Origin of the sequence: Providencia sp. PROV174 (assembly GCF_028480685.1) — a bacterium.
GTDB classification, from domain to species: domain Bacteria; phylum Pseudomonadota; class Gammaproteobacteria; order Enterobacterales; family Enterobacteriaceae; genus Providencia; species Providencia rettgeri.
The window spans coordinates 197,790-220,060 of the sequence record NZ_JAMPOT010000011.1 but is presented as its reverse complement, the minus strand read 5'-3'; the positions used below and the strand labels follow the sequence as shown (position 1 = coordinate 220,060).

The 22,271-nt window shown below is 38.4% G+C and carries 23 protein-coding genes; 4 read left to right on the top strand and 19 right to left on the bottom strand.

Going from position 1 to position 22,271, the window contains the following annotated elements; translation table 11 throughout:
* Window positions 1–52: 52 nt before the first annotated feature.
* The 4 genes from PSE60_RS11935 to PSE60_RS11920 are packed head-to-tail and all read left to right on the top strand — an operon-like array spanning window position 53 to window position 5,073.
* Window positions 53–2,191 carry a TonB-dependent siderophore receptor gene (locus PSE60_RS11935; protein ID WP_272665547.1) on the top strand — a complete coding sequence of 713 codons (2,139 nt, stop codon included), beginning with the start codon at window positions 53–55 and terminating at the stop codon, window positions 2,189–2,191.
* The gene (locus tag PSE60_RS11930) at window positions 2,191–2,442 is read left to right on the top strand and encodes a hypothetical protein (RefSeq protein ID WP_272665546.1); all 252 of its coding nucleotides are present in this window, start codon (window positions 2,191–2,193) and stop codon (window positions 2,440–2,442) included. The genes PSE60_RS11935 and PSE60_RS11930 overlap by 1 nt, the downstream gene beginning before the upstream one ends.
* A complete protein-coding gene (locus tag PSE60_RS11925; RefSeq protein ID WP_210838571.1) occupies window positions 2,439–3,872 on the top strand; it encodes a PepSY-associated TM helix domain-containing protein in 1,434 nt (477 codons plus the stop codon). The genes PSE60_RS11930 and PSE60_RS11925 overlap by 4 nt, the downstream gene beginning before the upstream one ends.
* Complete coding sequence (locus PSE60_RS11920) at window positions 3,850–5,073, top strand: RhtX/FptX family siderophore transporter (RefSeq protein ID WP_272665545.1); 1,224 nt, start codon at window positions 3,850–3,852, stop codon at window positions 5,071–5,073. The genes PSE60_RS11925 and PSE60_RS11920 overlap by 23 nt, the downstream gene beginning before the upstream one ends.
* A 17-nt stretch (window positions 5,074–5,090) precedes the next feature.
* Here the strand turns inward: PSE60_RS11920 and PSE60_RS11915 are convergent, their stop codons facing one another.
* From PSE60_RS11915 to hpaA, 19 genes are all read right to left on the bottom strand, one after another.
* Complete coding sequence (locus PSE60_RS11915; RefSeq protein WP_210838567.1) at window positions 5,091–5,483, bottom strand: hypothetical protein; 393 nt, start codon at window positions 5,481–5,483, stop codon at window positions 5,091–5,093.
* Window positions 5,484–5,617: 134 nt separating this feature from the next.
* The gene (locus PSE60_RS11910) at window positions 5,618–6,145 is read right to left on the bottom strand and encodes a LemA family protein (protein ID WP_272665544.1); all 528 of its coding nucleotides are present in this window, start codon (window positions 6,143–6,145) and stop codon (window positions 5,618–5,620) included.
* Window position 6,146: 1 nt separating this feature from the next.
* Entirely contained in the window at window positions 6,147–7,190 is a 1,044-nt protein-coding gene (locus PSE60_RS11905; RefSeq protein ID WP_272665594.1) for a hypothetical protein, read from the bottom strand.
* A gap of 29 nt (window positions 7,191–7,219) precedes the next feature.
* Complete coding sequence (locus PSE60_RS11900; protein WP_210838563.1) at window positions 7,220–7,777, bottom strand: LemA family protein; 558 nt, start codon at window positions 7,775–7,777, stop codon at window positions 7,220–7,222.
* 152 nt (window positions 7,778–7,929) lie between these two features.
* Window positions 7,930–8,193: a helix-turn-helix domain-containing protein gene (locus PSE60_RS11895; protein ID WP_210838562.1), complete on the bottom strand. Its 264-nt coding sequence runs from the start codon at window positions 8,191–8,193 to the stop codon at window positions 7,930–7,932.
* Window positions 8,194–8,252: 59 nt separating this feature from the next.
* Window positions 8,253–9,698, bottom strand: coding sequence for an O-antigen ligase domain-containing protein (locus PSE60_RS11890; RefSeq protein WP_272665543.1), 1,446 nt, complete (start codon window positions 9,696–9,698; stop codon window positions 8,253–8,255).
* An 18-nt stretch (window positions 9,699–9,716) separates the two neighbouring features.
* Window positions 9,717–10,769: an adhesin gene (locus tag PSE60_RS11885; protein WP_272665542.1), complete on the bottom strand. Its 1,053-nt coding sequence runs from the start codon at window positions 10,767–10,769 to the stop codon at window positions 9,717–9,719.
* A 15-nt stretch (window positions 10,770–10,784) separates the two neighbouring features.
* Window positions 10,785–11,294, bottom strand: a complete 510-nt coding sequence (locus PSE60_RS11880) for a fimbrial protein (RefSeq protein ID WP_272665541.1) — start codon at window positions 11,292–11,294, stop codon at window positions 10,785–10,787.
* 11 nt (window positions 11,295–11,305) lie between these two features.
* A complete protein-coding gene (locus PSE60_RS11875) occupies window positions 11,306–11,833 on the bottom strand; it encodes a fimbrial protein (protein ID WP_210838555.1) in 528 nt (175 codons plus the stop codon).
* Window positions 11,826–12,176, bottom strand: a complete 351-nt coding sequence (locus PSE60_RS11870) for a hypothetical protein (RefSeq protein WP_272665540.1) — start codon at window positions 12,174–12,176, stop codon at window positions 11,826–11,828. The genes PSE60_RS11875 and PSE60_RS11870 overlap by 8 nt, the downstream gene beginning before the upstream one ends.
* A gap of 28 nt (window positions 12,177–12,204) precedes the next feature.
* Window positions 12,205–12,933 carry a fimbria/pilus periplasmic chaperone gene (locus tag PSE60_RS11865; protein ID WP_419182216.1) on the bottom strand — a complete coding sequence of 243 codons (729 nt, stop codon included), beginning with the start codon at window positions 12,931–12,933 and terminating at the stop codon, window positions 12,205–12,207.
* A gap of 13 nt (window positions 12,934–12,946) precedes the next feature.
* The gene (locus PSE60_RS11860) at window positions 12,947–15,436 is read right to left on the bottom strand and encodes a fimbria/pilus outer membrane usher protein (RefSeq protein ID WP_272665539.1); all 2,490 of its coding nucleotides are present in this window, start codon (window positions 15,434–15,436) and stop codon (window positions 12,947–12,949) included.
* 34 nt (window positions 15,437–15,470) lie between these two features.
* Complete coding sequence (locus tag PSE60_RS11855) at window positions 15,471–16,040, bottom strand: fimbrial protein (RefSeq protein WP_272665538.1); 570 nt, start codon at window positions 16,038–16,040, stop codon at window positions 15,471–15,473.
* Between the two features lie 42 nt (window positions 16,041–16,082).
* Window positions 16,083–16,634 (bottom strand): fimbrial protein, encoded by a 552-nt coding sequence (locus PSE60_RS11850; RefSeq protein ID WP_109911932.1) that lies wholly within the window; start codon window positions 16,632–16,634, stop codon window positions 16,083–16,085.
* A 411-nt stretch (window positions 16,635–17,045) separates the two neighbouring features.
* Window positions 17,046–17,528: a FidL-like protein gene (locus PSE60_RS11845; protein WP_210836943.1), complete on the bottom strand. Its 483-nt coding sequence runs from the start codon at window positions 17,526–17,528 to the stop codon at window positions 17,046–17,048.
* Window positions 17,518–18,336: a winged helix-turn-helix domain-containing protein gene (locus PSE60_RS11840; protein WP_210836942.1), complete on the bottom strand. Its 819-nt coding sequence runs from the start codon at window positions 18,334–18,336 to the stop codon at window positions 17,518–17,520. Before PSE60_RS11840 ends, PSE60_RS11845 begins: the two co-directional genes overlap by 11 nt.
* A gap of 365 nt (window positions 18,337–18,701) precedes the next feature.
* Window positions 18,702–19,220, bottom strand: a complete 519-nt coding sequence (hpaC, locus tag PSE60_RS11835; protein WP_210836940.1) for a 4-hydroxyphenylacetate 3-monooxygenase, reductase component — start codon at window positions 19,218–19,220, stop codon at window positions 18,702–18,704.
* A 19-nt stretch (window positions 19,221–19,239) separates the two neighbouring features.
* Window positions 19,240–20,802, bottom strand: coding sequence for a 4-hydroxyphenylacetate 3-monooxygenase, oxygenase component (gene hpaB, locus PSE60_RS11830; RefSeq protein ID WP_272665537.1), 1,563 nt, complete (start codon window positions 20,800–20,802; stop codon window positions 19,240–19,242).
* A 522-nt stretch (window positions 20,803–21,324) separates the two neighbouring features.
* Entirely contained in the window at window positions 21,325–22,215 is an 891-nt protein-coding gene (gene hpaA / locus PSE60_RS11825) for a 4-hydroxyphenylacetate catabolism regulatory protein HpaA (protein ID WP_272665536.1), read from the bottom strand.
* Between the last annotated feature and the right edge of the window lie 56 nt (window positions 22,216–22,271).

Sequence of the window (22,271 nt, the reverse complement as noted above, 5' to 3'; positions counted from 1 at the left end):
CATTAATTGTTAAATTGATAACAATTATCATTTAACTTTTTTAGGGTGGGAAATGCTGTCCGTTTATAACATTAAGTCACGCGGAAAATTCCGCTTAACACCTTGTGCCCTTTTGTGTGCAACAGTGAGTTGGTCTGCGATGGTGAATGCAGCACCTATGCAACCGAAACAGGATGTTATACAAGTGACCGCATCCTCAGAGACTGATGATGACTATGTTGCACCGGGGGTGACAACACTTGGCAAAATGGCTCTTAAACCACGGGAAGTGGCGCAATCTGTTAGCGTGATTGATAGAGAGCAAATTGAAAAACAAAACCTACAAACGCTTGATGATGTAATGCAACGTGCAACAGGGGTAACCAGTGCGCCCTATGTGAAGTTAACAACGGCTTATTATGTGCGTGGCTTCCAGATTGACTCATTTGAAATTGATGGTGTGCCAGCGCTATTAGGAAACATGGCTAGTTCTCCTCAAGATATGGCGGTATATGAGCGGGTTGAAATTCTTCGTGGGTCGAACGGCCTTTTACATGGTATGGGAAACCCCGCCGCAACTGTCAATATGGTAAGAAAACATGCGCCAAAAGAAAATATGGCCAAGTTCAGTTTAAGTGCGGGAAGTTGGAATCGTTATCGTGGAGAGGTGGACGTTGGGGGATTACTGAATCAATCAGGTTCAGTGCGTGGGCGGTTTGTCATGGCATGGGAAGATAAAGACTATTTTTATGATGTTTCTGACCAACAAACACGGTTGATGTACGGTACTGTTGACATCGATATTACCCCAGATACTTTACTGCGTATGGGGGCACAATTCCAAACGATTGATTCTGTTACCAATATGGCGGGTGTTCCTTTCGGTAAAGATGGCAGTGATTTACATCTACCGCGTAAAACCTATTTAGATGTGGATTGGGACCGCTTCAAGTGGGACACCTCCCGTTCATTTGCGGGTATTGAACATAAAATCAATGATGATTGGCAATATAAGCTTAACGCAGAGTATCAACATGTAAATGCCCGATTATTGTACGCAGGAGCATGGGGAAATATCGACCCTGTAACTGGTGATGGCGCAATGTTAATGGGGGGAGCGTATAAATTCCGTAACGAACAAACCAGCTTAGATACCAGTTTAAACGGTAAAGTAGACGCATGGGGGTTAACCCATGATGTGGTTGTCGGTGCAAGTTATTCTCATGCTAGTGAAAAGCAATATAGCGCAGATTTAGACCCCGCCTTAAATGTGCCAGTGAATGTGTATCGTTGGGACCCTCACAGTGTACCAAAACCTAATGTTGGCGCTTATAGCTCCGCAGGGCCAACCAAAACGACACAAAAGGGTCTATACGGGATGGGACGTATCAAAGTGATCGAACCTGTTACTGTTATTGCGGGGGTGCGTGATAGCTGGTGGGATGTGAAAACACCAACAGCAAACTTCACTGAAAATGGCCGCCTTACTCCCTACGGTGGTGTGATTTGGGATTTTACGCCGCAATGGTCATGGTATAGCAGCTATTCAACAGTTTATCAGCCACAAACAGGGAAAACGTGGAGCGGAAAAATGCTCAAACCTGTTGAAGGGCAAACGCTTGAAACGGGTGTCAAAGGCGCACTATTCAATGGCGGATTAAATCTATCAGGTGCTATTTACCAAATTGATATTAAAAATAACCCACAAATTGACCCTGCACACCCGACCGGCGGGTTTAATAATTACTTTATCAGCGGTGGGAAAGTACGTAGTCAAGGATTTGAATTGGAAGGGATTGGCTATCTAACACCTTTCTGGGATGTATCAGTGGGTTACACCTATACGGATACCAAATATCGTGATGACAGCCAGAACAAAGGCGAGTCCTATAACACATTGACCCCGCGACATATGTTGCGAGTTTGGTCGAACTATGACTTGCCTTGGAATGAGCGCAAATGGAGCTTGGGTGGTGGTATGCAAGCTCAAAGTGCATACAGTACAAGTAACGGTAATGTGACTTTACGCCAAGGCGGTTATGCGATTTTTAACGCGCGTTTAGGCTACCAAATCGATGAAACATGGACGGCAGCGGTTAATGTTAATAACTTGTTCGACCGTCGTTATTACTCAGGACTCTTCTCTCCACAATGGAATAACCGCTATGGTGATCCACGTAATGTAATGTTTACATTGAAGGCTGATTTCTAATGAAATTAGTGAGTTGCCTAGCAGTTATTGGCACGTTGATCGGTGGGATCGTGCTATCGATGTTGATAGCACGTTTTTATCCATCAGTAGATCCGCTCGAACGCTTATATGGAGCCATATTTCTAAGCGTTATCACCACGATGGGATTATTGGTTTATAACTTCAGTGCACTAAATTGGCGAAAATTATTAGTACGTAGCTATAGCTGGTGGCTATTGCCGCTTTTTTTAATGATGGCGGGGTGGGTATGAAGCATAAACCGCCTCTCACTCGTCGTTTAGACCAATTACATCGCAGTGCGGGGGCGCTATTTGGCGTTTTTCTGTTTGTGATCCTATTCACGGGGTGTTGGAGCTTAGGTAGTGATGCATTGCGGTTATGGTGGAACAATGTGCCACTCTCAGGTGAGTTATTACCACTCGAACAGCTCCTTGCGTTACAGCCAAGTGCAACCATGATCCAACTGCCTGAGCCGCATAATCCTGAGATCACTTTTTGCCAAGGTATGGGAAGATGTGAATTAAGCTATAGCGCGATTAACGGTGAATTGGTTGCCTTAAACAGCCCGACAATGTGGCTAGTAACATTACATAAAAACTTATTTATGGATTTTCCTGGGCGAGTTTTTATCAGTTTATTTGGTTTTGCATTCGCCGTTTTGTTAATCACAGGGCTAGTGATACAACGCCGCAGAATATCCACAATGGTGCGCTTGCCGCGCGTTACACACTTGAGAGTGTTTCTCCATGATTTACATAGCTGGCTTGGCCTATGGTGTTATCCGTGGCTGGTTTTATTTGCGTTTACTGGAGCATTATCAGGACTAGGGGCGCTAGGAACGGTTTCTCTTGGTGAAAGGGCTGCACCAGATAATCCACAAATTATCATGAAAACCTTGATGGGCGAGTTTAAGCCACTGAAAACACCAGTTCTCGTGGCTGAAAGCTCGATTACTGCGGCAATCAGTGCATTACAGCAAACAGTCCCTAGCTTTATACCTCAAACCTTGTTCAAGCAAGGTGATACGTGGGTGATTGGCGGTGTGCGTAATGGACAGTTATCTACCTCTAACTTCGAACAATATCAATTTGATAGTAAAAAGCGCCAGTTAGTTGCAGTGCGGGATTCTGCACAGCAAGGTATTTGGACACGTGCTTTTATCGCCATCCAACCTTTGCATTATGGGCAATATCAATGGTTACCTAAAATAAGTAATACATTGAGTTATCTGCATTTTACTGCAGGGGTGAGTGGGCTGATATTGGTTTCTGTTGGCCTAGCTATGTGGTGTTGGAAAAGAAATCATAGCCTAGCGGCAAGGTTCATTGTGGGCAGTTGTGGTGGATTGCTGTTGTCCGCATGTGCACTATTAGCGGCAGTGCCATGGTTCACTGCTTTGCTACCAATACACTTTTTTTTGGGCTGGGGGATAGCCTGTATAGCGAGTTTACTCTGCAAAAATGCACAGTTGAGCTTGCAGGTATGCCTTTTATTCTCTGCTGTTTTGTTGCTATCCGTATTTATAGCCTCCTATTTGTTTAGTTCGTTGCCTTTTTCTCGTATCAATCTCGTTTTGTTATGTGGCGGAATAGGGCTTTTATGTATTTTATTCGGTTGTCGAAAATTGTCAGGCACAGCAAAACGTGCGCGGAGTGAGTATGAAAGATCTATTACAAAATAAACAGTTAGTGGTGACGTTGGGGTTACTTTATCTTGCGCAAGGGATACCGATGGGGATAGCAATGGATGCGTTGCCTACTTTTTTACGCCATGACGGAGGCGAACTGAAAGCATTAGCTTTTTTGCCATTAGTTGGTTTGCCATGGGTGGTGAAATTTTTATGGGCTTCGTTTGTTGATAACCACTGGGGGAACCGTTTAGGTCGCCGTAAAAGTTGGATTATTCCAATGCAAATTATTGTCACGATAACGATGTTCGCACTAAGCACCATCGGGTTATCGGTTGAGAATGCTTTACCCTGCATTGTATTGTTGTTTGCCGCTTCCCTTGCCAGTGCTACCCAAGATATTGCAACAGATGGTATGGCTGCGGAGCAGGTCAGTGGCACAATGTTATCAAAGATCAATGCAGTACAGATAGCAGGAGTGATGGCGGGCTTTTTTATTGGTGGCGCAGGGTTGATGATCATGAGTGAAAGTTTAGGCCAACACCTTGCTTTGGGGGTTTTAGCCAGCGTGCCGTTACTCAGTTTATTGTTTATTAGTGTGTGTCCATTAAAAACGCCATCAATAACACAGGAAATAAACGAGAAAGCGAGCCTATTAAAAACCGTAAAACGTCGTGGTGCTCCGCGTTTATTGTTATTAACTTTGCTTTCTGCGGTGACAGCTGTTTCCGGTTTTGGTTTAGCCAAATTATTCCTAAATGATGCGGGTTGGTCATTAGCGCAAATTGGTCAAATGGGCATGGCAGGAGGGATGGTCACATTAGTCCTAGGCTGTGGTGGTGGAGCGTGGTTAATCGGTAAAATCGGTGTGTGGCGCGCTTTCTCATTTGGTCTGTTATTTGCTTTGTTATCTTCATTGTTATGGCTGTTGCAATCTGTTAATGGTGTTTCTATTTCTTTAGTTGCACTGTGTATTACATTTGGTTCGTTATCTGCAGGGATCACATCAGTCGCGATAATGACGGCTGGGATGCAATTTGCATCGCGCTATCAGCAAGCAGGAACGGATATGACTGCAGTTCAAAGTACCCGTGATATTGGTGAATTAGCCAGTTCGATGATGCTTGTTGGTTTAACCGCAGTGGTAGGCTATTCCGGTGGGTTTATATTAGGGGCGTTAATTGCCTTTATTGCGCTGTTAGTGACATTTTCACATTACCGCTATATGCAGCGATTAGAAACAGAGCGAGATTAAGATAAATAGATTCGGTACTACTTTTTACGTTTCTTATTTTGTTTTTTGACTTCTTTATTCACTTTCTTTGCAATGGAATTGAAGTAGATATCTAAATAGTGTCGGTTGCTTAAAAATGAAATTAAGCAACTGGCAACGATCACCAGCCAAACAAGCTGTAACTTAATTGAGTTCTCGATACTGAAAAGGAGCAACAGTGGGATCATGACCATCATACTAATGAAAACAGAACAAAATAAAGCACCTGCAATATAGAGCGAGTACTTTTTTAAGCCGAATATATTGAGGATGATCAGGACGGCCACAGTTAAAAGTAGTGTACCGAATGTCGCAAACATAATGATAAGCCCTGCCTCTTGTTCAATGAGCCAGTCCGTGAAACCAAACCAAGAGAAAGGGATACTTATCATTATAAACGCTCCTGTTTGCCATATACTCGTCATACTTCAAGTTGCAAGGGTGTTGACTACACTCAGCTAGCCGAATCACATACTCGTGTATGCTCATCGGCCTATCTTCCTTTGTCGCCTACCTGCAACTCGAATTATTTAGAGTAGAGTAGGGGGATATCTTTAAAACGAAATAATCGGGCAAAAATCAGATTAGGGAAAACATGAATATCCGTATTGTAGAGTGTGACGGTTTGGTTGAAAAATTCACGTCGGTCTGCAATTTGGTCTTCAATATGTTTTACTTGGGTTTGTAATTCCATTAGGACTGCTTTGCTAATTAGTGCTGGGTAGTTTTCTGCAACCGCAATCAGTGGCTTTATTTTCGCTGGCAGCTGATTTGCGGTATCGACTTTGGTTCCAATGTCAGTACTGGATAAATAACGCTGGCGGCTGGCCACTAATTCACTAAATAGCTGCTTTTCATGTGCCATCGCTTTATCTGCAACGTGAGTTAATACCGGCACTAATTCAACTTGCTTCTTTAGCAATACATCAATATTAGCAAACGCTTTATGGCAATTGTTTTTTAAAAATACAATATTATTATAAATATTAATAAGATAGCGTATAAAAATATAGCTAATAACCGCGATGATGATGAAAAAAATAAGCTTTTCCATGTTAGTCATTACCATCAAATAATGCGATTTGGTCGAAATGCATATTCAGCTGGCCATTTTGGTAATCCATTGGAGTCACTAAAATGACACCAATCAGTAGAAGCGCAATCATGGCGGTAATGGCTAAGTTTCGACGTAATGGACCCGTTTTGTTCCAACGAACGACATAGTCCGAGGGGGAGATGCCTAATAGCATATGAGGTGCTTTACGTATAATAATCGATTCGCCTTTTTCGTTAGCGTCTGCTGTACCAATTAATAAATAACTGCGGTTTGCTTCAAGTAAATACTCTGTGTAACGGCGATTACCGCTTTCAATATCCATATGGGGCTCTAAGCCCGGGTAAACGAAATAATCAGGGTCACATTCTACCTTAACAGAGCCCGTATCATCCGTTAGGGTAAAGCTGTGCATGTTGCACTTACTACTTTGTAAAGTATAGCTTTTTTTACCGTCTTTATCTTTTGATATGGAATATTCAAAATAAAAGGAGCCATAGCAGGTTTTATTACCTAGCTGGCTTTTAATGGACGTGCCCGCCGTGATTTTCCCTTCAACTTCCACAAGCCCCATCGCCATTGAGCGTATTTTAGAGGTGGCGAGGTTTTTCTGGAATTTTAAGAAGCGCTTGGTTGGTGTATTTTCAATTGCTTTAAATACGAAAGCTAAGACAAACGCGATAAAAAATACGCGCATGTCGATAAAGAACCCAGCAAATAGGCAAGTGGCGATCAGCATTCCCACAAGGACTCTAAGAAACGCACTAAATTTTGATGAGCCTTCATTTTGTAAGCGCTGGTAACGTTGATAGGCTACTTTGCTAGAATTGACGGCACTACGAGTAATAAAAAAGGTGATGACCAGTACAACGACATAATAAATGATACTGACATAATCACGGGTAGAAGGTGAGAGTGAGTACCACATACCACAAGCAACACTGATAAAAGGAATGATCCCCCAGTTTACTTTTTTATTTACCGAGAACTTGTTATCGATAAATAAAATGAAAGCACCAATGGCGGCTCCGAGTAAAAAATACATATTCACGCATTAATACCTTTAGGCTGACATTATTTAAACTGGACGCCTTGATATTTTTTTTCATCTTCAGAAATATCAAGTAATGGCAGTGCTGAAAAACGAAAGGCATTAGCAATTAGGCTATCAGGGAACATTTGTATTGCAGTATTATACTCTGTTGTTGCGTCGTTAAAGCCTTCACGTCGTTGGGCTATTTTATTTTCAACGTCACTTAAAGCGATTTGTAATTGGGTAAATTGCTCACCAGAAATGAGGGTAGGGTAATTTTCCGCAATGGCTACAAGGTTACCCAGTGCACGGTTCATTTCATTCGATGCTGCGATTTTTTCATTCATATTTTGGGCATTGAAATAGCGTTGGCGTGCATCACTTAATGAGGTAAATAACGCTTTTTCATGTTCCATCGCTTTTTCCGTAATAGTGACTAGCTGCGGAATCTGATCTGCTCTTTGCTTTAAAATAACATCAATATTGGCAAATTGATTGCTGACTTGATTACGGGTATTGATCAGGCGGTTATAGATAGAGATCCCCCAACCTATGGCCAATAAGAGTAAAACAAATACAACGATAAGTGTGATGGTCATATTGGTACCTTTTAACCCATGATCAGTGATTTGGGTTAAAAATATAAGAGCCTTATCGCTTATGCAATCAGAAAAGAATGAAAGTGAGGTTAGAATAAAGAAAATCTGATCTTGCTTTATGACAAAATCAGATTTTACTGCTTAAACAGTGCTTAAAGGTTTATATCGACAAGGGCATGGTTCTCATAGATATTTTGTTCAAGAAAATAATCTAGGTCACACTGCAGTACATTAGCAAATATACATAGTCGATGAATCGTAAAATTCTGCGTACCGCGTTCATAACGGGAAATTTGCTGTTGGCTTAATCCCGACTTTTTCCCTAAAGTGTGTGCTGTCCAGCCCATTTGTAAGCGGCGTTTACGAAGTTGTAGTCCTATATAGGTGTTTGAAATTTCAGTTTGATATATTCTCATAATACTGTCCTGATTAATATAACACTACTTGAGTGAAAATAAGGTTTATTTATGTTTTTTTATACGTTATTTTTTTCTAAGCTAATTGAACTCGATACTCGAATTGCTATGCTTTCGTTATGATAACTACCCTGTGCATAAAAAGATTTTTCTCCATTAAATAGAAATAAACCAATAATAAAAACGCCCAATCCAATAATAAATATAATAAAGCTGAATAAATAAGAGAGTTGCTTATTAATATAAAATAGGGATTGTTCTTCTAATGCGAAAGCGGCATCTGAGAATGATAGAAATAATATGACGATCCCCCAATGTAATACGGAAAGTAAAAAAGGGTATTCAACATGATTATGTATAATAATAGGGGTTATTGATAGAATGATTGCCAATGGGTAACCATTTCCGTTAATTTTATATTTTATAAAAGATTGAAATACGACATAGATACCTCCGGTTAATAATAAAGATAAAAATATCAAATTAGTGAAACCTCCAGTCATCAGCCAGAGTAATATTTCATTATGTGGATGAGGAACAATATACATTTTAGGGCTGAAAAAAGGAATTGCTGTTCTTTCATAACTATTTTCAAATAAAAAAGACTGCTCCCATGCATCATAAGGTTTCTCTAAGAATAAAGTAATAGAAAAACGCAACATTTGTTTTAAATGGAATTGGTTCATAATGTCAGTTGCAATGTACTGAGGGCATAGCCTTATTAGATAAATTCCAATGAAAATTGCTACAGCAATAATAAAATAGCTAGAGCTAACACGTAGAGGGTTTTTCTTGTAAAAAAGGCAAATAAAAATAAATGCACAAACAGTAAAGCTTAGCCAAGCAATAACAGACTGCAGAACAACTAAAGTTAATGTGAAAAATAAAATACAAGTTCCAAGTAATACAACCCTAATTTTTTCATAGCGTTCAGATAATAACGAAAATTGTGATAATACAAGAGTCATTAGAGATAATAAGCATGCAGCCGCCATGTTAACTGATAATATATTGACTTGTTGTGATAATCCATTTGACCTCATACCAGAGGCAAGATAAAAAATATCGGCTTCAAATATATATTGATATGCAGTGATAAAGGCTTGAGCTACACTAATAGTGATATAACAGTAAATACAAAATGATTGTATTAACCATTTTTTTCTCACTTGTAACCCTGCAATATAGAGTAATACGCCAACAGTAATACCAGAACAATACCAAAAATCAATGCTATTATTTTCCCCCTGATAAGATATTAACCCCATCATTAGAATGGCTAAAGAGAAACAGTAGCAAATAGCAGGTAATGTAATGATTATTTTAATTTTCCGATAGAAAACAGTAAATGCAATAATAGATATTGTCAAGGAAATAGATAACCAACTAATAATGTTTTGTGGTAATGATTGTCTTAGGCTTCCTAGGCTATCGATATAAATAATACTAGCAAGGTGCCAAACAATAAAGATACCAATAAATAGTGCGCGGGATATTATTATCATAGTACAATTACCGCTAAATTAAATAAATGTGGCGATTAACCAAGCATTACCTTTGTAGTCTCCTGGTTCGGCGTCATAACCAGAAACTTTACTTTCAATCATAATGTTTTTTACTTTATCAATTGTTGTTTCAAATGTTTTTCCACTTTGATTATTTTGTTCATCATAAATTGTAAGCTCAGAATAAATAGTATTATTTCCTGATTTTAAAGGGAGTCTTTTTTGTGGATCGCTGTCTGTGGCATAGTCTAAAGTTAATTTTACTTTAACTGGCTGCACTCTATCGCATGTATAGGTAACAGTACGAGTTTCTTTACTATTAAATTCATAAGCATCCAATGTTTTGTGATCAATATTTAAATTATCAATACTAGAACGGCAATTTGATGGATAATTGATAACCGATGTTGTGAGGTCTAATTTAACGGTGGCTTTATCAATAGGTACATAAATATCTGGTGTTCCATAGTCTTGGAATAATCGTGTATAACCTGCGATCATTGCATTTGGAATAACAATTTTTCCATCAACAGGAATATCTTTGACATAAACTCTAACGGTAAAAGGAAAATGGACAGTAAAAAATGATGTTGCTAATGGCCCCATTTCTTCATTAGAACATCCTCTCCCTGAAATATTTCGCCAGCCACTGGTTATTCCATTCTCAGAATAAAGAGTAAAAAATGTATTGTTGTTTATTTTATATGCGGTCAGCCCACCAATAGTAAAGCCTGCCTCTGGCATATAAGCAAAGACACGGTGATAGGCGTAGCTCCAAGAAAGACCAGCGGAATAATTACCTTGTAAGAAGTTCACAGTACAATATACAGAGCCATAAGGCTGAGATGTGCTTTCATTAATAACAATACCGGAGCTATTTGCTGGAGCGATTAAAAAATATTTATTGTTATCACTTCCAATTGCTGGGGTGTTAGAAACAACGGAGTTGTTAGATACTAAGCTCATTTTATAACCACCACCACTTCCTGAATAGCGGGTCGCACTATAGGAATTTAAGCTAACTAAGAGGAGTAACAAAAGTAATGGTGAATATATTTTTATATTTTTCATAAAGACTTCCCAATATTACAGATAATCAACCATCACTGATAAAGCGGCACTAAACGGCCCTGCAGTGAGATTTTCAATAGCTTGATTAGTGACTAATTGTGATTGGATAACAACTTTCCCTGTATCACCACTTACGGATGGAGCAATCCTTTCCCATTTATTAAGGTTGAGCGCATTACTTTTATTTTCTTCTGAAAAACGAATTCCCAATCCATTAATAGAGGTCGCAAGCACGGTTTCATTGTTTATTATCAGAGTGCTTCCTTCTCTAGGTGATAGGTAAACTTGTAAATTTTTTCGAAGTTCACATTGTTTAATGAGAATACCAAAGGACTGCTTTTCTTCAGTTAGTCTATCTAGCGCTACCTCTCGAAAATTAATGACTAATTCTTTTTCACCATTTTCTGCAGTAAGTACACATGGCGGTCGAACCAATTTAGCAGAAAGAGAAATTAGTACATCCGCTTGAGTACCTAAGGAAACTAATAAGCTAATTAAAGGGAATGAAAAACAAATGAATTTCATTTCAATTCTCCTTATTGATAATCAAGATTAAAAGTAACAGTTGAGGAAAACCCCCCTGTTTTTAAACGAGTACTAAAGGGTTTTTGAGCATAAACACCAAATAAAAGTGTATTAACGGATCCTTTACCTGATTCAGTAACTGTGCTGACATCAATTGTTGTATTAAGCGCCAGTTCTTTACCACGACTATCAGTCAGAGCTAATAAAACATTAGATTCACCTGTGGTTTTTAAATAATTAATACCATTATGTGTTTCAATATTTTGGGTGTTTAACGTTATTTTGATCGTTTTATTCAAAGCCATTGCAGAACAGTCCATGATATCCAATTTAAATGGCTGCATATCTGAACGTCCTAATGTTTCGATTGAAGAAAAGCGTAGCCCAGAAAGATATATTTTTTTTTGTGTATCATCATCACTCAGTCGACAGCCAAGCGGCACTAGCACACCCTCAAAGTAAACGGTTAGGCTATTGGCAAAGCTGGTATTCCATGTTAGGAATAAAAAGCTAAATAATAATGTTGAGTATCTAGTCATAATTTATCTCCACACGTTGCATCTTATTACTAGCAGGAATAGAGAATAAAATGGTGTTATTGCGTAGTGGTTGTGTTAGCACATATTGGTTATTGCCTAATTTCAGTGTAAACGGTACCCAAGCTTGCTTTTGTATTGACTTGCTACAATGAGAAAAATGCATTTCCACGCTATAGGTTGCTGCAATTAAAGTATTTTCATTTAATTTTAATGAGATATTAGGTAGACAAGGAGCAGTAACAATACGCGCATTGACATATATTGTGCCTGTTGTCACAGGCACAGCAGATTCAGCAAAAATAGGTATAGCAAAAGCCCATAGTGCTAGGTAATTCAATTTCATTGTTCTGCTCCTATCTATTTTTTACTCATTATTCCGTCACACTGCACTTTGAAGCTTGGCATTTGAAAGCAAGTGAAGGCTTTCCACCATAATCATTGATATATGTAAGATAAGGTGTTGAAAATTTGGAGGATTTAATCGGTTGATTAGATTTTGGCGGTACCATAACCGCGTCAAAATCACTTTCTTCAGATTGTTTTTGGCTGTTCCCTAAACCAATTACAGTTAAATAAAATGGTGTTGGATTATTTAATGTATAGCCCGATGATGTTGTTGTTAATGTTATATGTTTCGTCCAATCTGTTTTGCTTTGTGCAACAATGTTTTCAGGGCGATAAAATAGTTTTACACGGCTCTGTAATGCAATTTGCAACACACCCGCTTCTGATGATTTAGGCGGGATTTCACGCAGGTTGTAATAAAACAGGGATTCCCTGTCTTGCGGTAACTTTGTAATGTCAGGTGCGGTGCTTAGGCGAACTAGGCTAGTTGATTTGGGCTCCATGCGCTGAATCGGCGGAGTGGCAATAATAGGGCCTGTTTCCAATTTTTGTTCTAACGCATTTTCCAGCCACGACTGGGCTAAATAAGGTAGCTCAGGGTTATCATTACGGATCGTAATATTAATAGACGACTGATTTCCATCGAAAATTATACGAGTACGATCAAGTGTAACCGCGGCATTCGTAACAGAAATTACGCTCATAGTCAGCGTGAATACGCTAGTAAGTAATAAAAAAGGGGAATTCAATTTCATCTTAGTTCTCTTATTAACGGCAAATAATAGTTGGGTAAATCTCCTGAGGATTAATCACGTCAGGCACACGGGCACTACACTGGTGTTTATTTCCCCAATAGAGATTGAGTAAGTCTTTAGGTTGGATACCAACAATCCACGTAATACCTTGTTCACCAACAATTCCGAGTTCAATATTGTTGCTATTACGTACACTAGCGCCAAAAGGTGGATAAGTGTCATCAGCCAGTTTTAAGCGAGCAAACGTTTTTTCACCTTGAATAACGTTGAGGCGACGATATCCGATTGCTCCACGAGTCAAAGTCGCATCGGTGACAGTCTCTAATGCTTCAACATCTTTTGGTAATTTACTGGTATTAATAGATGCACTGGTTTTCCGATAACTACTCACATTTGGCAATACAGCGAGTCCAAAGTGATTAGTTTGATAAACGCCACCACTCAGAGGAACGTTAGCTGCTCCAGGTGTTTCTACAACGAGTCGAGTACCGCCATAAGCGGCTTGGTGCATGGCAATACCTTCTTTAATTAAGGTAATCCCACCATTAATTGATCCCCCAACACTGTGATATTCGTTCGGGACATAACTTGCGTTTCCTGAAATAGAGGCATAAGGAAGATTTTGGTTTAAATAACCACTAAAGCTGGTTTGGTCATCCTGATGGCTTCCTGTTTGATAACCGACATTTAAGTTATAATTGCGCTGCTCACTGTATCCGCTATAGCCGATATTATGTGTTGAGCTGTGTTGACCATTTTGGTTTCGGGTATAACCTTCAGAAAAGCTGATGCTACTTCCTTGACTTAAAGGAATAGTGAAATATAAGCTGATCGCATCATCTTGATATCCTGCTCTTTTTGAACGAGTTGCAGACGCTGTCAGGTTAATATTTTTGAGCCCAATAGCCGCCCAATTTAAAAGAGTACTTAGGTATAAGCTGTATTGTTCTTCTGTTTCACTATTCCAATAAGTATTATATTGATAGTTTCCACCCAATGAGAAATCATCAAAATATTTATTAATATTAACTTGATAGCTTTCTTTTTGAGCTTGACTTTCATTACCCGTACGTCGTTCATCCAACGTTTGTTGCAAAGAGCGATAGGTTTCATCAGAGAAACGATACCCTGCGAATGTAATGTCAGTTCTGGCTTCATCAAATGATTTTGAATAACTAAGTCGATAACTTCGGCCAGTTAATGTTTTATCAAGTAATTGAGCATGTGACTGAGTCGCATCGAACGAAAGGCTACCGAATGAAAACAGATCACGGCCAAAGCCTGCTGAAAATGCCTGATAATTTTTTGATAAAACGGATCCCCCATAGATAGACCAAAAGTTATTTAACCCGTAAGAGAGTTCTCCCGACGCAGTTAAATCACCTTCGAGCTGGCGGCCATTAAAACGCGGTTTACCCGCTGCAAATTTATAGCGGATTTGCCCTGGTCTCGTTAAGTAGGGTAATGCTGCAGTGGTAATGCTAAATTGTTGCTCTTCACCATTTTCTTCTCGCACAGTCACATCTAATGTTCCACGAATGGAACTATCTAGTGTCTGGATACGAAAGGGGCCAGCAGGTACGGTTGTTTCTAAAACTATACGGTTATGGCTTTTGACAATAACCGTGGCATTAGTTTGAGCAATACCAATAATCTCTGGTGCATAACCCGTTAATTTAGGGGGCATCATATTTTCATCGGTTTCAAGAGATACCCCGGTGTACTGCCAAGAATCAAAAATAGCAGAATAAAAGTAGTTCTCACCTAACGTTAAAATAGATGCAATAGATTTTATTGAGCGATATGCAAATAATCGGCTAAATGTGGCATCACTATATTGGTTTTCGAAACTTCCTGTCGATTTTCGGTAGTTTGCTTGGTAATCACCGCGTAAACGCCATGCACCAAAGTTAAGCCCTGTTGTTCCGTTAGCAGAAAGGTACGATTCTCGTGAACCTGAATTCCGACGCGTTAAAGAACCTGTTAGGTTGTAATCTAATAAAAATCCATTTACACCTTCTTCCCAACGTGAAGGAGGAACCCAACTTGGATCGGTATATTCTAAATAGCTTTGTGGAATTAAAATGGATAGCGTTAATGTTGATAAATCTACATTTAATGAAGCACCTTCAAGCGGAGATAAATCAAGGCATTTACCCTCATCACGATATTTAATTAATTTAATTGCGTCTGGAGTAAGCCCTAAACGATCAAGAATATTAACGGGAACACAAACGGTATCGAATAAATTATTGTTTTGGGATTGTGGCGCTATCACAGTGATATCTTGCGCACTACCCATACTCTCATTATTGACTTTGAGGGTTAAATGATAAATACCAGGCATGATAAATCCAGCCTGAGAAAATTGGCTAAAGTCAATATTTTGAGTGTCTTCCGTATCTAACATATCGGTATTAAATTCGACAGCATAGGCTAACGAAGAGATTGACGATACAAAAGAAGTCACAATGATGTAAGAGTAAATATTAAATTTAACCATGATTTTTTCATCAAATTAATTATGAGTTTATTTACTAATCGTAAGTAACGTTGAATTTAATTGTGGTAAAGTAATCGCCAGGTGTAATTTCGTTATTACTTGCACCCAATTCTGTTTCATATTTTAAAAAGCTCTCTTTACTTTTTTTATCAAAATAAACATAGTTATTAGAAATAGAATAGAGCTTATTTGGTATTAATAAATTATTGTTAATATCGTATATATATAGAACAATCCCAGGCTTAGGGCCTGATAGTTTTATTGCATTAGAATACGTATCTTGTGGTGCAAAAAAACGAATTTTAATACCTTTATGATTACTGCTATCATATTCACTAATACAGTTATTTAATTTTATATAGAAAGGTTTTCGCATTAATTTTTCATCTTCTATATTATCTATACTATAGTTAGAAATATAATCGTAATTTATATATTGATATTGACTATCAGTTTCAATTGAACAAGGTGCCGCAACGATATAACCTTGCATTACTGTTTCACCTCGAAGACCATCTTGAATATGTCCAAGGTTAGAGCTAGTCGCATTAGAGTTAATCGAGCTAAATAATAAGGCAATCCATAGATAAGTATTTTTTTTCATAATGAGCCTTTTATGGGGAGAGAATTCTCTCCCCTAAAAAAATTACTCGTATGTGATTTTAAAATCAGCAATAGAACTAAATTCACCTTCGGTAACAGGTGTTGTACCATCAACACGTTTAGCTAATGCAGTAAATTCTAAAACGTTTTCACCTTGTTTATTACGAATTTGATTCATAACAGATTTGGCTTCATCAAATTTGAAATCTTTGATTTGAATACCGATATTTGAAGCTGTACCAGTAGTCCCTAAGAATTCTTTATCAGTACCGACATAGTTTTTACCACCAAAGGTAATTTTAATATCTTTAACAGCAACCCACTTACCTTCAGTGTCTTTGCTAAACTCATCAAAATTACATTCTTTTAATTTAATTGCGATATCTTTCTCTGCTGCATTACCTGCTTCTAAAGATGCACGAGAAAGTTGACCGAATGGAACTTCTTGTTTTGTGCTCTCTGATTCAATATTACATGGAGCATTAACAACTTGACCGCTGAAATGTAATTCACCGCTATTACCACTAGCAAAGATAGAAGTTGAAATAGCAGAAGTAGCGAATAAAACAGCAATAGAAAGTTTATTTAATTTCATATCTTACATCCTTAAAAATAAGTAAATATTTGATCCCTAGTAAGCCTTTATATAAGTACTGGCATAGGAATAAAGTTCAGTATCCATCAATGGATTTTCAAATGTCCTAATCACAGAACGCTTAACATAATCGTTTTTAGCGTGGGTCATTTCGACGGGGGGAATCTTATCCTTCTCAGGTGTAAAGTGGAATAAAATTCTTTAATTTTAATTAAATTCAAAGTTATGGTTTGGTATTTAGTTTTTTTTAATGTCTATTAATGTTTTTATGCTAATTTAATTTGCTATGAAATGTTTAATGTTTGTGCTTTTAAGGTGTTTTAAGGTGTTTTAAGGTTGAAGATGTTTAGAAATAAAAAAAATGCATCAAAATATCAATATTTGATGCATCTTTTGTGGTTTTTTTTGAATTTACAGAGTGCAAATAAAAAGTGGAGAGAAATTTTCTTCAAAAATATAACTTGTATCGGTTAATTTTTTTATTTTTAAAAAATAAAGTTGATTCATTTCAGGGACTCCTCGAATATTGATTTTTCCTTGAGCCTGATCACCTGGGTCTATAAATATATTGTCAACACGTAAAAAAAAATGGTCGCCTAAGTATTCATGTTTCATCAGAAATTTTCGTGAAATAGTATAGTTTTTACCATTTTCATTAATGCTTCCATTCATGATGAACGTATGTTGGTCAGGTTTGTTTTCATTAGGAATAACACTTAGTAGGTAAAATCCTTTTAAGGTAGAACGATGGTCAGAGATATTTATTTTTAAAGTTGTCTGACAATCGGGAATAACAGGAGTATTAATTATGTGATGAACATATAAGCTAATAAAAACCAAAATTATAGAGATAATGGACAAGAAAAGCATTCTTAGTGATAATTTATTTGACATAAAAATTCTCACAGCTCACAGTTGCGCTCTCTTTCGGTACTGTTGGGCAATAGGACAAAAATAGGAAATTGTCATATAAATTTTTATCATTCGCGACGATACCAACATTATAATAAAAAACAGTTGCCGGCTTTTTACAATCAAGGTTTAATTTCGTGAGTTCATTTTGAATTGTCGCAAAGCTGATGGTTGTTGTATCGGGTTTATGGTAACTATTAATGTAGCGGATACTGCATTGATCGATACGACCAACTTCAGGATATTCTGTTCGGTTTGCAAAGAAATAACTTTTAAATAGGTATAATAAGCAAAAAATAATGAGTCCAATAAGTGAAATTTCAACATACCGGTTATTCAGCATGTAGTTTTTTTTATTTTCGCTTGCTTGGGGGGGAGTCCCTTCGGGTACTTTTGATGAAGAACCTAGTTCAACCTCAGTAGTAAGCAATTCTTTGTCATTATTATCCTTTATTTCCTCACGCTCATTCTCAATTTTCAGGTCAGCAGAAAACTTAATCCCAACTTTAGGTACTGTTGTGATAATTTCTTCATCAGAAAAGGAAGATAAATGGCGTCGTAGTACAGACACACTACTATTCAGGTTATTATCAGAGACGACTTGGTTATGTTCCTCCCAAACCCTGCGTAATATTGTTTCTCGGTCAACGATATCATGGTTGTTTTGCACTAAGACTAATAACAAGCGATTTAGCGTGGTCGTTAGCTTTAAGGCATCATTAATATCGTCGGTATATAACAGCCCCTGATGACTGTCATAATTAATATGATTATTAATCAAATAGTTCATTTTTAGATTGATTGTATTTATAGGAAAAATATTTATATTATTTGAGTTTATACCTGTTATTTATGTTATGTCAATTAAGCATATTTAGTGTAATTCTAAAAATCGTTAAAAATCATATGGTTGGCTTTTGGTTTACGCATGTTATGTTTAAAGGTGGGAGGCTAAAGGAGTATTTGTTTTTTTCAGAAAAACACTATCCTTTAAAAATTATACGAAATAACTAATAATTTATATGCGTAAAAAATTTCAGACTGAAACATTTTATGAGGAGTAAGTCTGTTGCTAGCTATTATTTTGACTAAACGATGAGATATAAAAAAATAGCCTCAAATATAAGAGGCTATTTAATATAAATACTTTACCAATTAAGCGGTTGGCTCAAGTATTTGGTGCATAACAGGATGGAATTTACGTTTAAAGTAAACGAGACCATGCCCAGTATCGTTAACAATGATTTGTTTCATTTCAACCATGTAGACAGAGTGCGTACCAATATCTTGCACTTGTGTAATCTCACCTTCTAAATTAGCAAGAGAACCTTTTAGTTGAGGTTGTTGTAAGAGACCTTTTTCCCACACATTCCAGCTAAAACGCTCTTCCATTGTGGAACCTTTCATCCCAGCAAAATGGCACGCTAACTCTTCTTGGTCATGGCTCAGTACGTTCACGCACAGGCGGCCATTCTTTTGAAAAACCGCATTCATTGCACTGTTGCGGTTGACACAGACCATCAAAGTGGGTGGCGTATCTGTAACTGAACAGACTGCGGTGGCTGTAATTCCACAGCGACCTTCAGCCCCATCCGTGGTGACGATATTGACTGCTGCACCAAGACTTGCCATCGCATCTCTGAAACGCAGGCGATGTTCATTTTCTAAAGACATTTTGACCTCCTGCTGCCGATTATTTCAGCAGCGAATCTAACTGATTAATATCATTGTTGTTATGCAGGTGTGGACGTTTCCATCCATGTTGATCGTAATCTGATAAGCAGCGATCAACCATATCCGTCATGGCTTTCATATTGCCAGAACCTTGTGCATGACGCAGACATTGCAGACGAATTTCGTCTTGGCTTCCTGCATAGTTAATTTCATACAGTTCATGGCGCCCACCAAACTCACTACCAATCGCATCCCACATTAATTTAAGGATCTTGATGCGTTCAACGTGATCCATTCCGTTCGAACCGCGAACATATTTCGCTAAATACTTATCAATTTCTGGATTATTCATATCACGAACGCTTGATGGCAGATAAATCAAACCACTTGTTACGTTACTTTCAATGATATTCTTGATTTTGGTGTAAGCCATTGGTGCCATAACTCGATAAGTTTGGATAGCTTGGGTATCCGGTAAGAATGCACCGCCTTCCCAGGCTTTGGCTTCAGAAGTCATTGCGTCAGTCAAGGACCAGAACAGGTTACGCCACGCAACCACTTCACCTAAATCTGCTTGTACACCACGGAAATCAATAACACCTGTACATTCTAAACTTTTTTGTAACAATCCGGTAATGAAGTCTAATTTAACCGCTAAGCGGACACAAGCTTGTAATGGGAATAAACGTGCGAATCCACCTTGAACAGCCCAATTACGTGCACGGTCAAAGTCACGGTAGATCAAGACGTTTTCCCATGGAATTAACACGTGATCCATCACCAAGATGGCATCATTTTCATCGAAACGGCTTGAAAGCGGGTAATCAAATGGTGCGCCTGTTGCGCCAGCCACTAATTCATAAGATGCACGTGAGATTAATTTCACACCGTCTGCGTCCATTGGGGCAACAAACATCAGGGCAAAATCAGGGTTATTTCCCATTACTTGTGCAGAGCCAAAACCAATAAAGTTATAGTGTGTTAATGCGGAGTTGGTCGCAACGACTTTAGCACCACTGACGATAATCCCTGCATCTGTTTCTTTTTCGAGTTTGATATAAACATCTTTCACTTCATCAGCGGGCTTCTGACGATCAATCGGTGGGTTAACGATCGCATGGTTAAAGTACAGACCGCTTTCTTGAATGCGTTTGTACCAATTGCGCGCGTTATCTGCAAATTGGCCATAATATTCAGGGTTCGCACCTAAACAGCTGGCGAATGCCGCCTTATAGTCTGGAGTGCGTCCCATCCATCCGTAGCTCTGGCGTGACCAATCTGCGATGGCATCACGCTGTTGGCGTAATTCTTCTGGGCTGGTTGCGAAACGGAAGAATTTGTGAGTGTATCCACCGTTACCTGTGTCGGTGTTCCAGCAAAGTTGGTCATGAGTCGTTTTATCATGAAGCGCATCATATAACTGTCCTATTGAAGCTGCGGAGTTACGAAAAGCTGGATGAGTAGTGACATCTTTCACACGCTCGCCATAAATATAGATTTCACGGCCATCTTGTAGGCTTTTTAAGTATTCTTGGCTATTAAAAGGTCGTTTAGCATCTGAACGAAAATCTTCTGGTTTCATGTCTACCTCGTTATCTCACAATGAGGGCTTGCATTGATAGGGTATAAAGGTTGCAAGCGAATATGTTAATTTTATGTTTATTTTGTGTTTCTTAATTGAATCGCTTTACGAGGGAGTTTTAAAGAGATTTTCTAAAGGTTCGCTGGTACTTTTCGTTGAAAGTTATTCTTTGTGAAAGAAATGTGATCACTTCGATGTTTTGATATTAATATAATACTTAAAATTATATATAAGATATTGATTATTATTTAATAATAAAACCATTTCTATATTAACATTAAATTTATTTTTGTTTTAAATTGTTCTTTTTTTAATCTTTGCGTTCACTTTTGGTTAAGCATTGTTGGTATTTTTACAAAGTTAAAACGAAATTTATAAAATATCAAAAATGTTTTTAAAGTGTAACGTAATTTAAGAGCTTAACAGTTTATCAAGATAGACTAGAAGAGGATTTGCTATACAGCTAAGGAGCTATTGATGATTTTTTCTCAGAAATAAGAATGAAATCACTAAGGCTCCTTATTAATGAAGGTTTTGTTCTCGCCATAGGCTAGGAGAGCATCCGACTAATCGGTTAAAAAACCGAGCAAAATAGGCGGGGTCTTTGAAACCGAGCTGGTAGGCAATCTCTGAAACAGGGCTATCGGAAAACAGTAACATCCGCTTCGCTTCTCGCAATATTCTGTCAAAAATTAACCTTTTCGGTGGCCGGTTAGCGAACCGCCGGCACATATCTTTAAGGCGTGACTCTGTGACATCAAGTTTTTTGGCATATTCAGGCACTGCGAGGTGTTCATGATAGTGTAAGTCAATAAGCTGATTAAACCGCTGGAATAGGCGGTGTTCGCCTCTAACCCCTGTTGTTGGGTGCTCATCAAGTGGAATAGAGCGCAGTAGAAAAGTAAATAGCGCTTGGGCTAAAGAGGCAAGAACTTGGTCTTTTCCTGTATGGTTATAAGCCGATTCACGAGCCATTAACGCCCAGTAATGGTTAAAGGTATCGATATCATCAGGCTTATCGGCAACAGATAAACAAATAGCAGGAATATCGACCAAATCTGGATTGGCAGGGTACAGTGAGTCAAGAAGCGGGGTGATCAGGTCTTGCCGTACGGTGAGTACGTGGCCGTCAGTGTCTTCTTGAGTGAAAAATGCATGTGCAACCGAAGGGGGCGTAAGAATAAATAGCGGGGCTTGAACAGAATAGCGTGACTCATCGAGCTGCAAAGTAATATGGCCAGTAACCAAATAGTGCAACTGAAAGAAACCATCATGGCGATGAGCTTGCATGTCGCGACCAAAGAAGGCGGCCATGTTGCCAAAGGTTTGGTAGTGGACGTCGTCGGTGCCTTGGGTTTCGTCGTAGTCTGTACTGATGTCGATATTGGTAATTAAAGTTGAGTTACCCTTCATTCTTCGGCTCGCAGCGTTGTTGGTCTCACAAGCCAACCCTAGTCACATACTTCAGT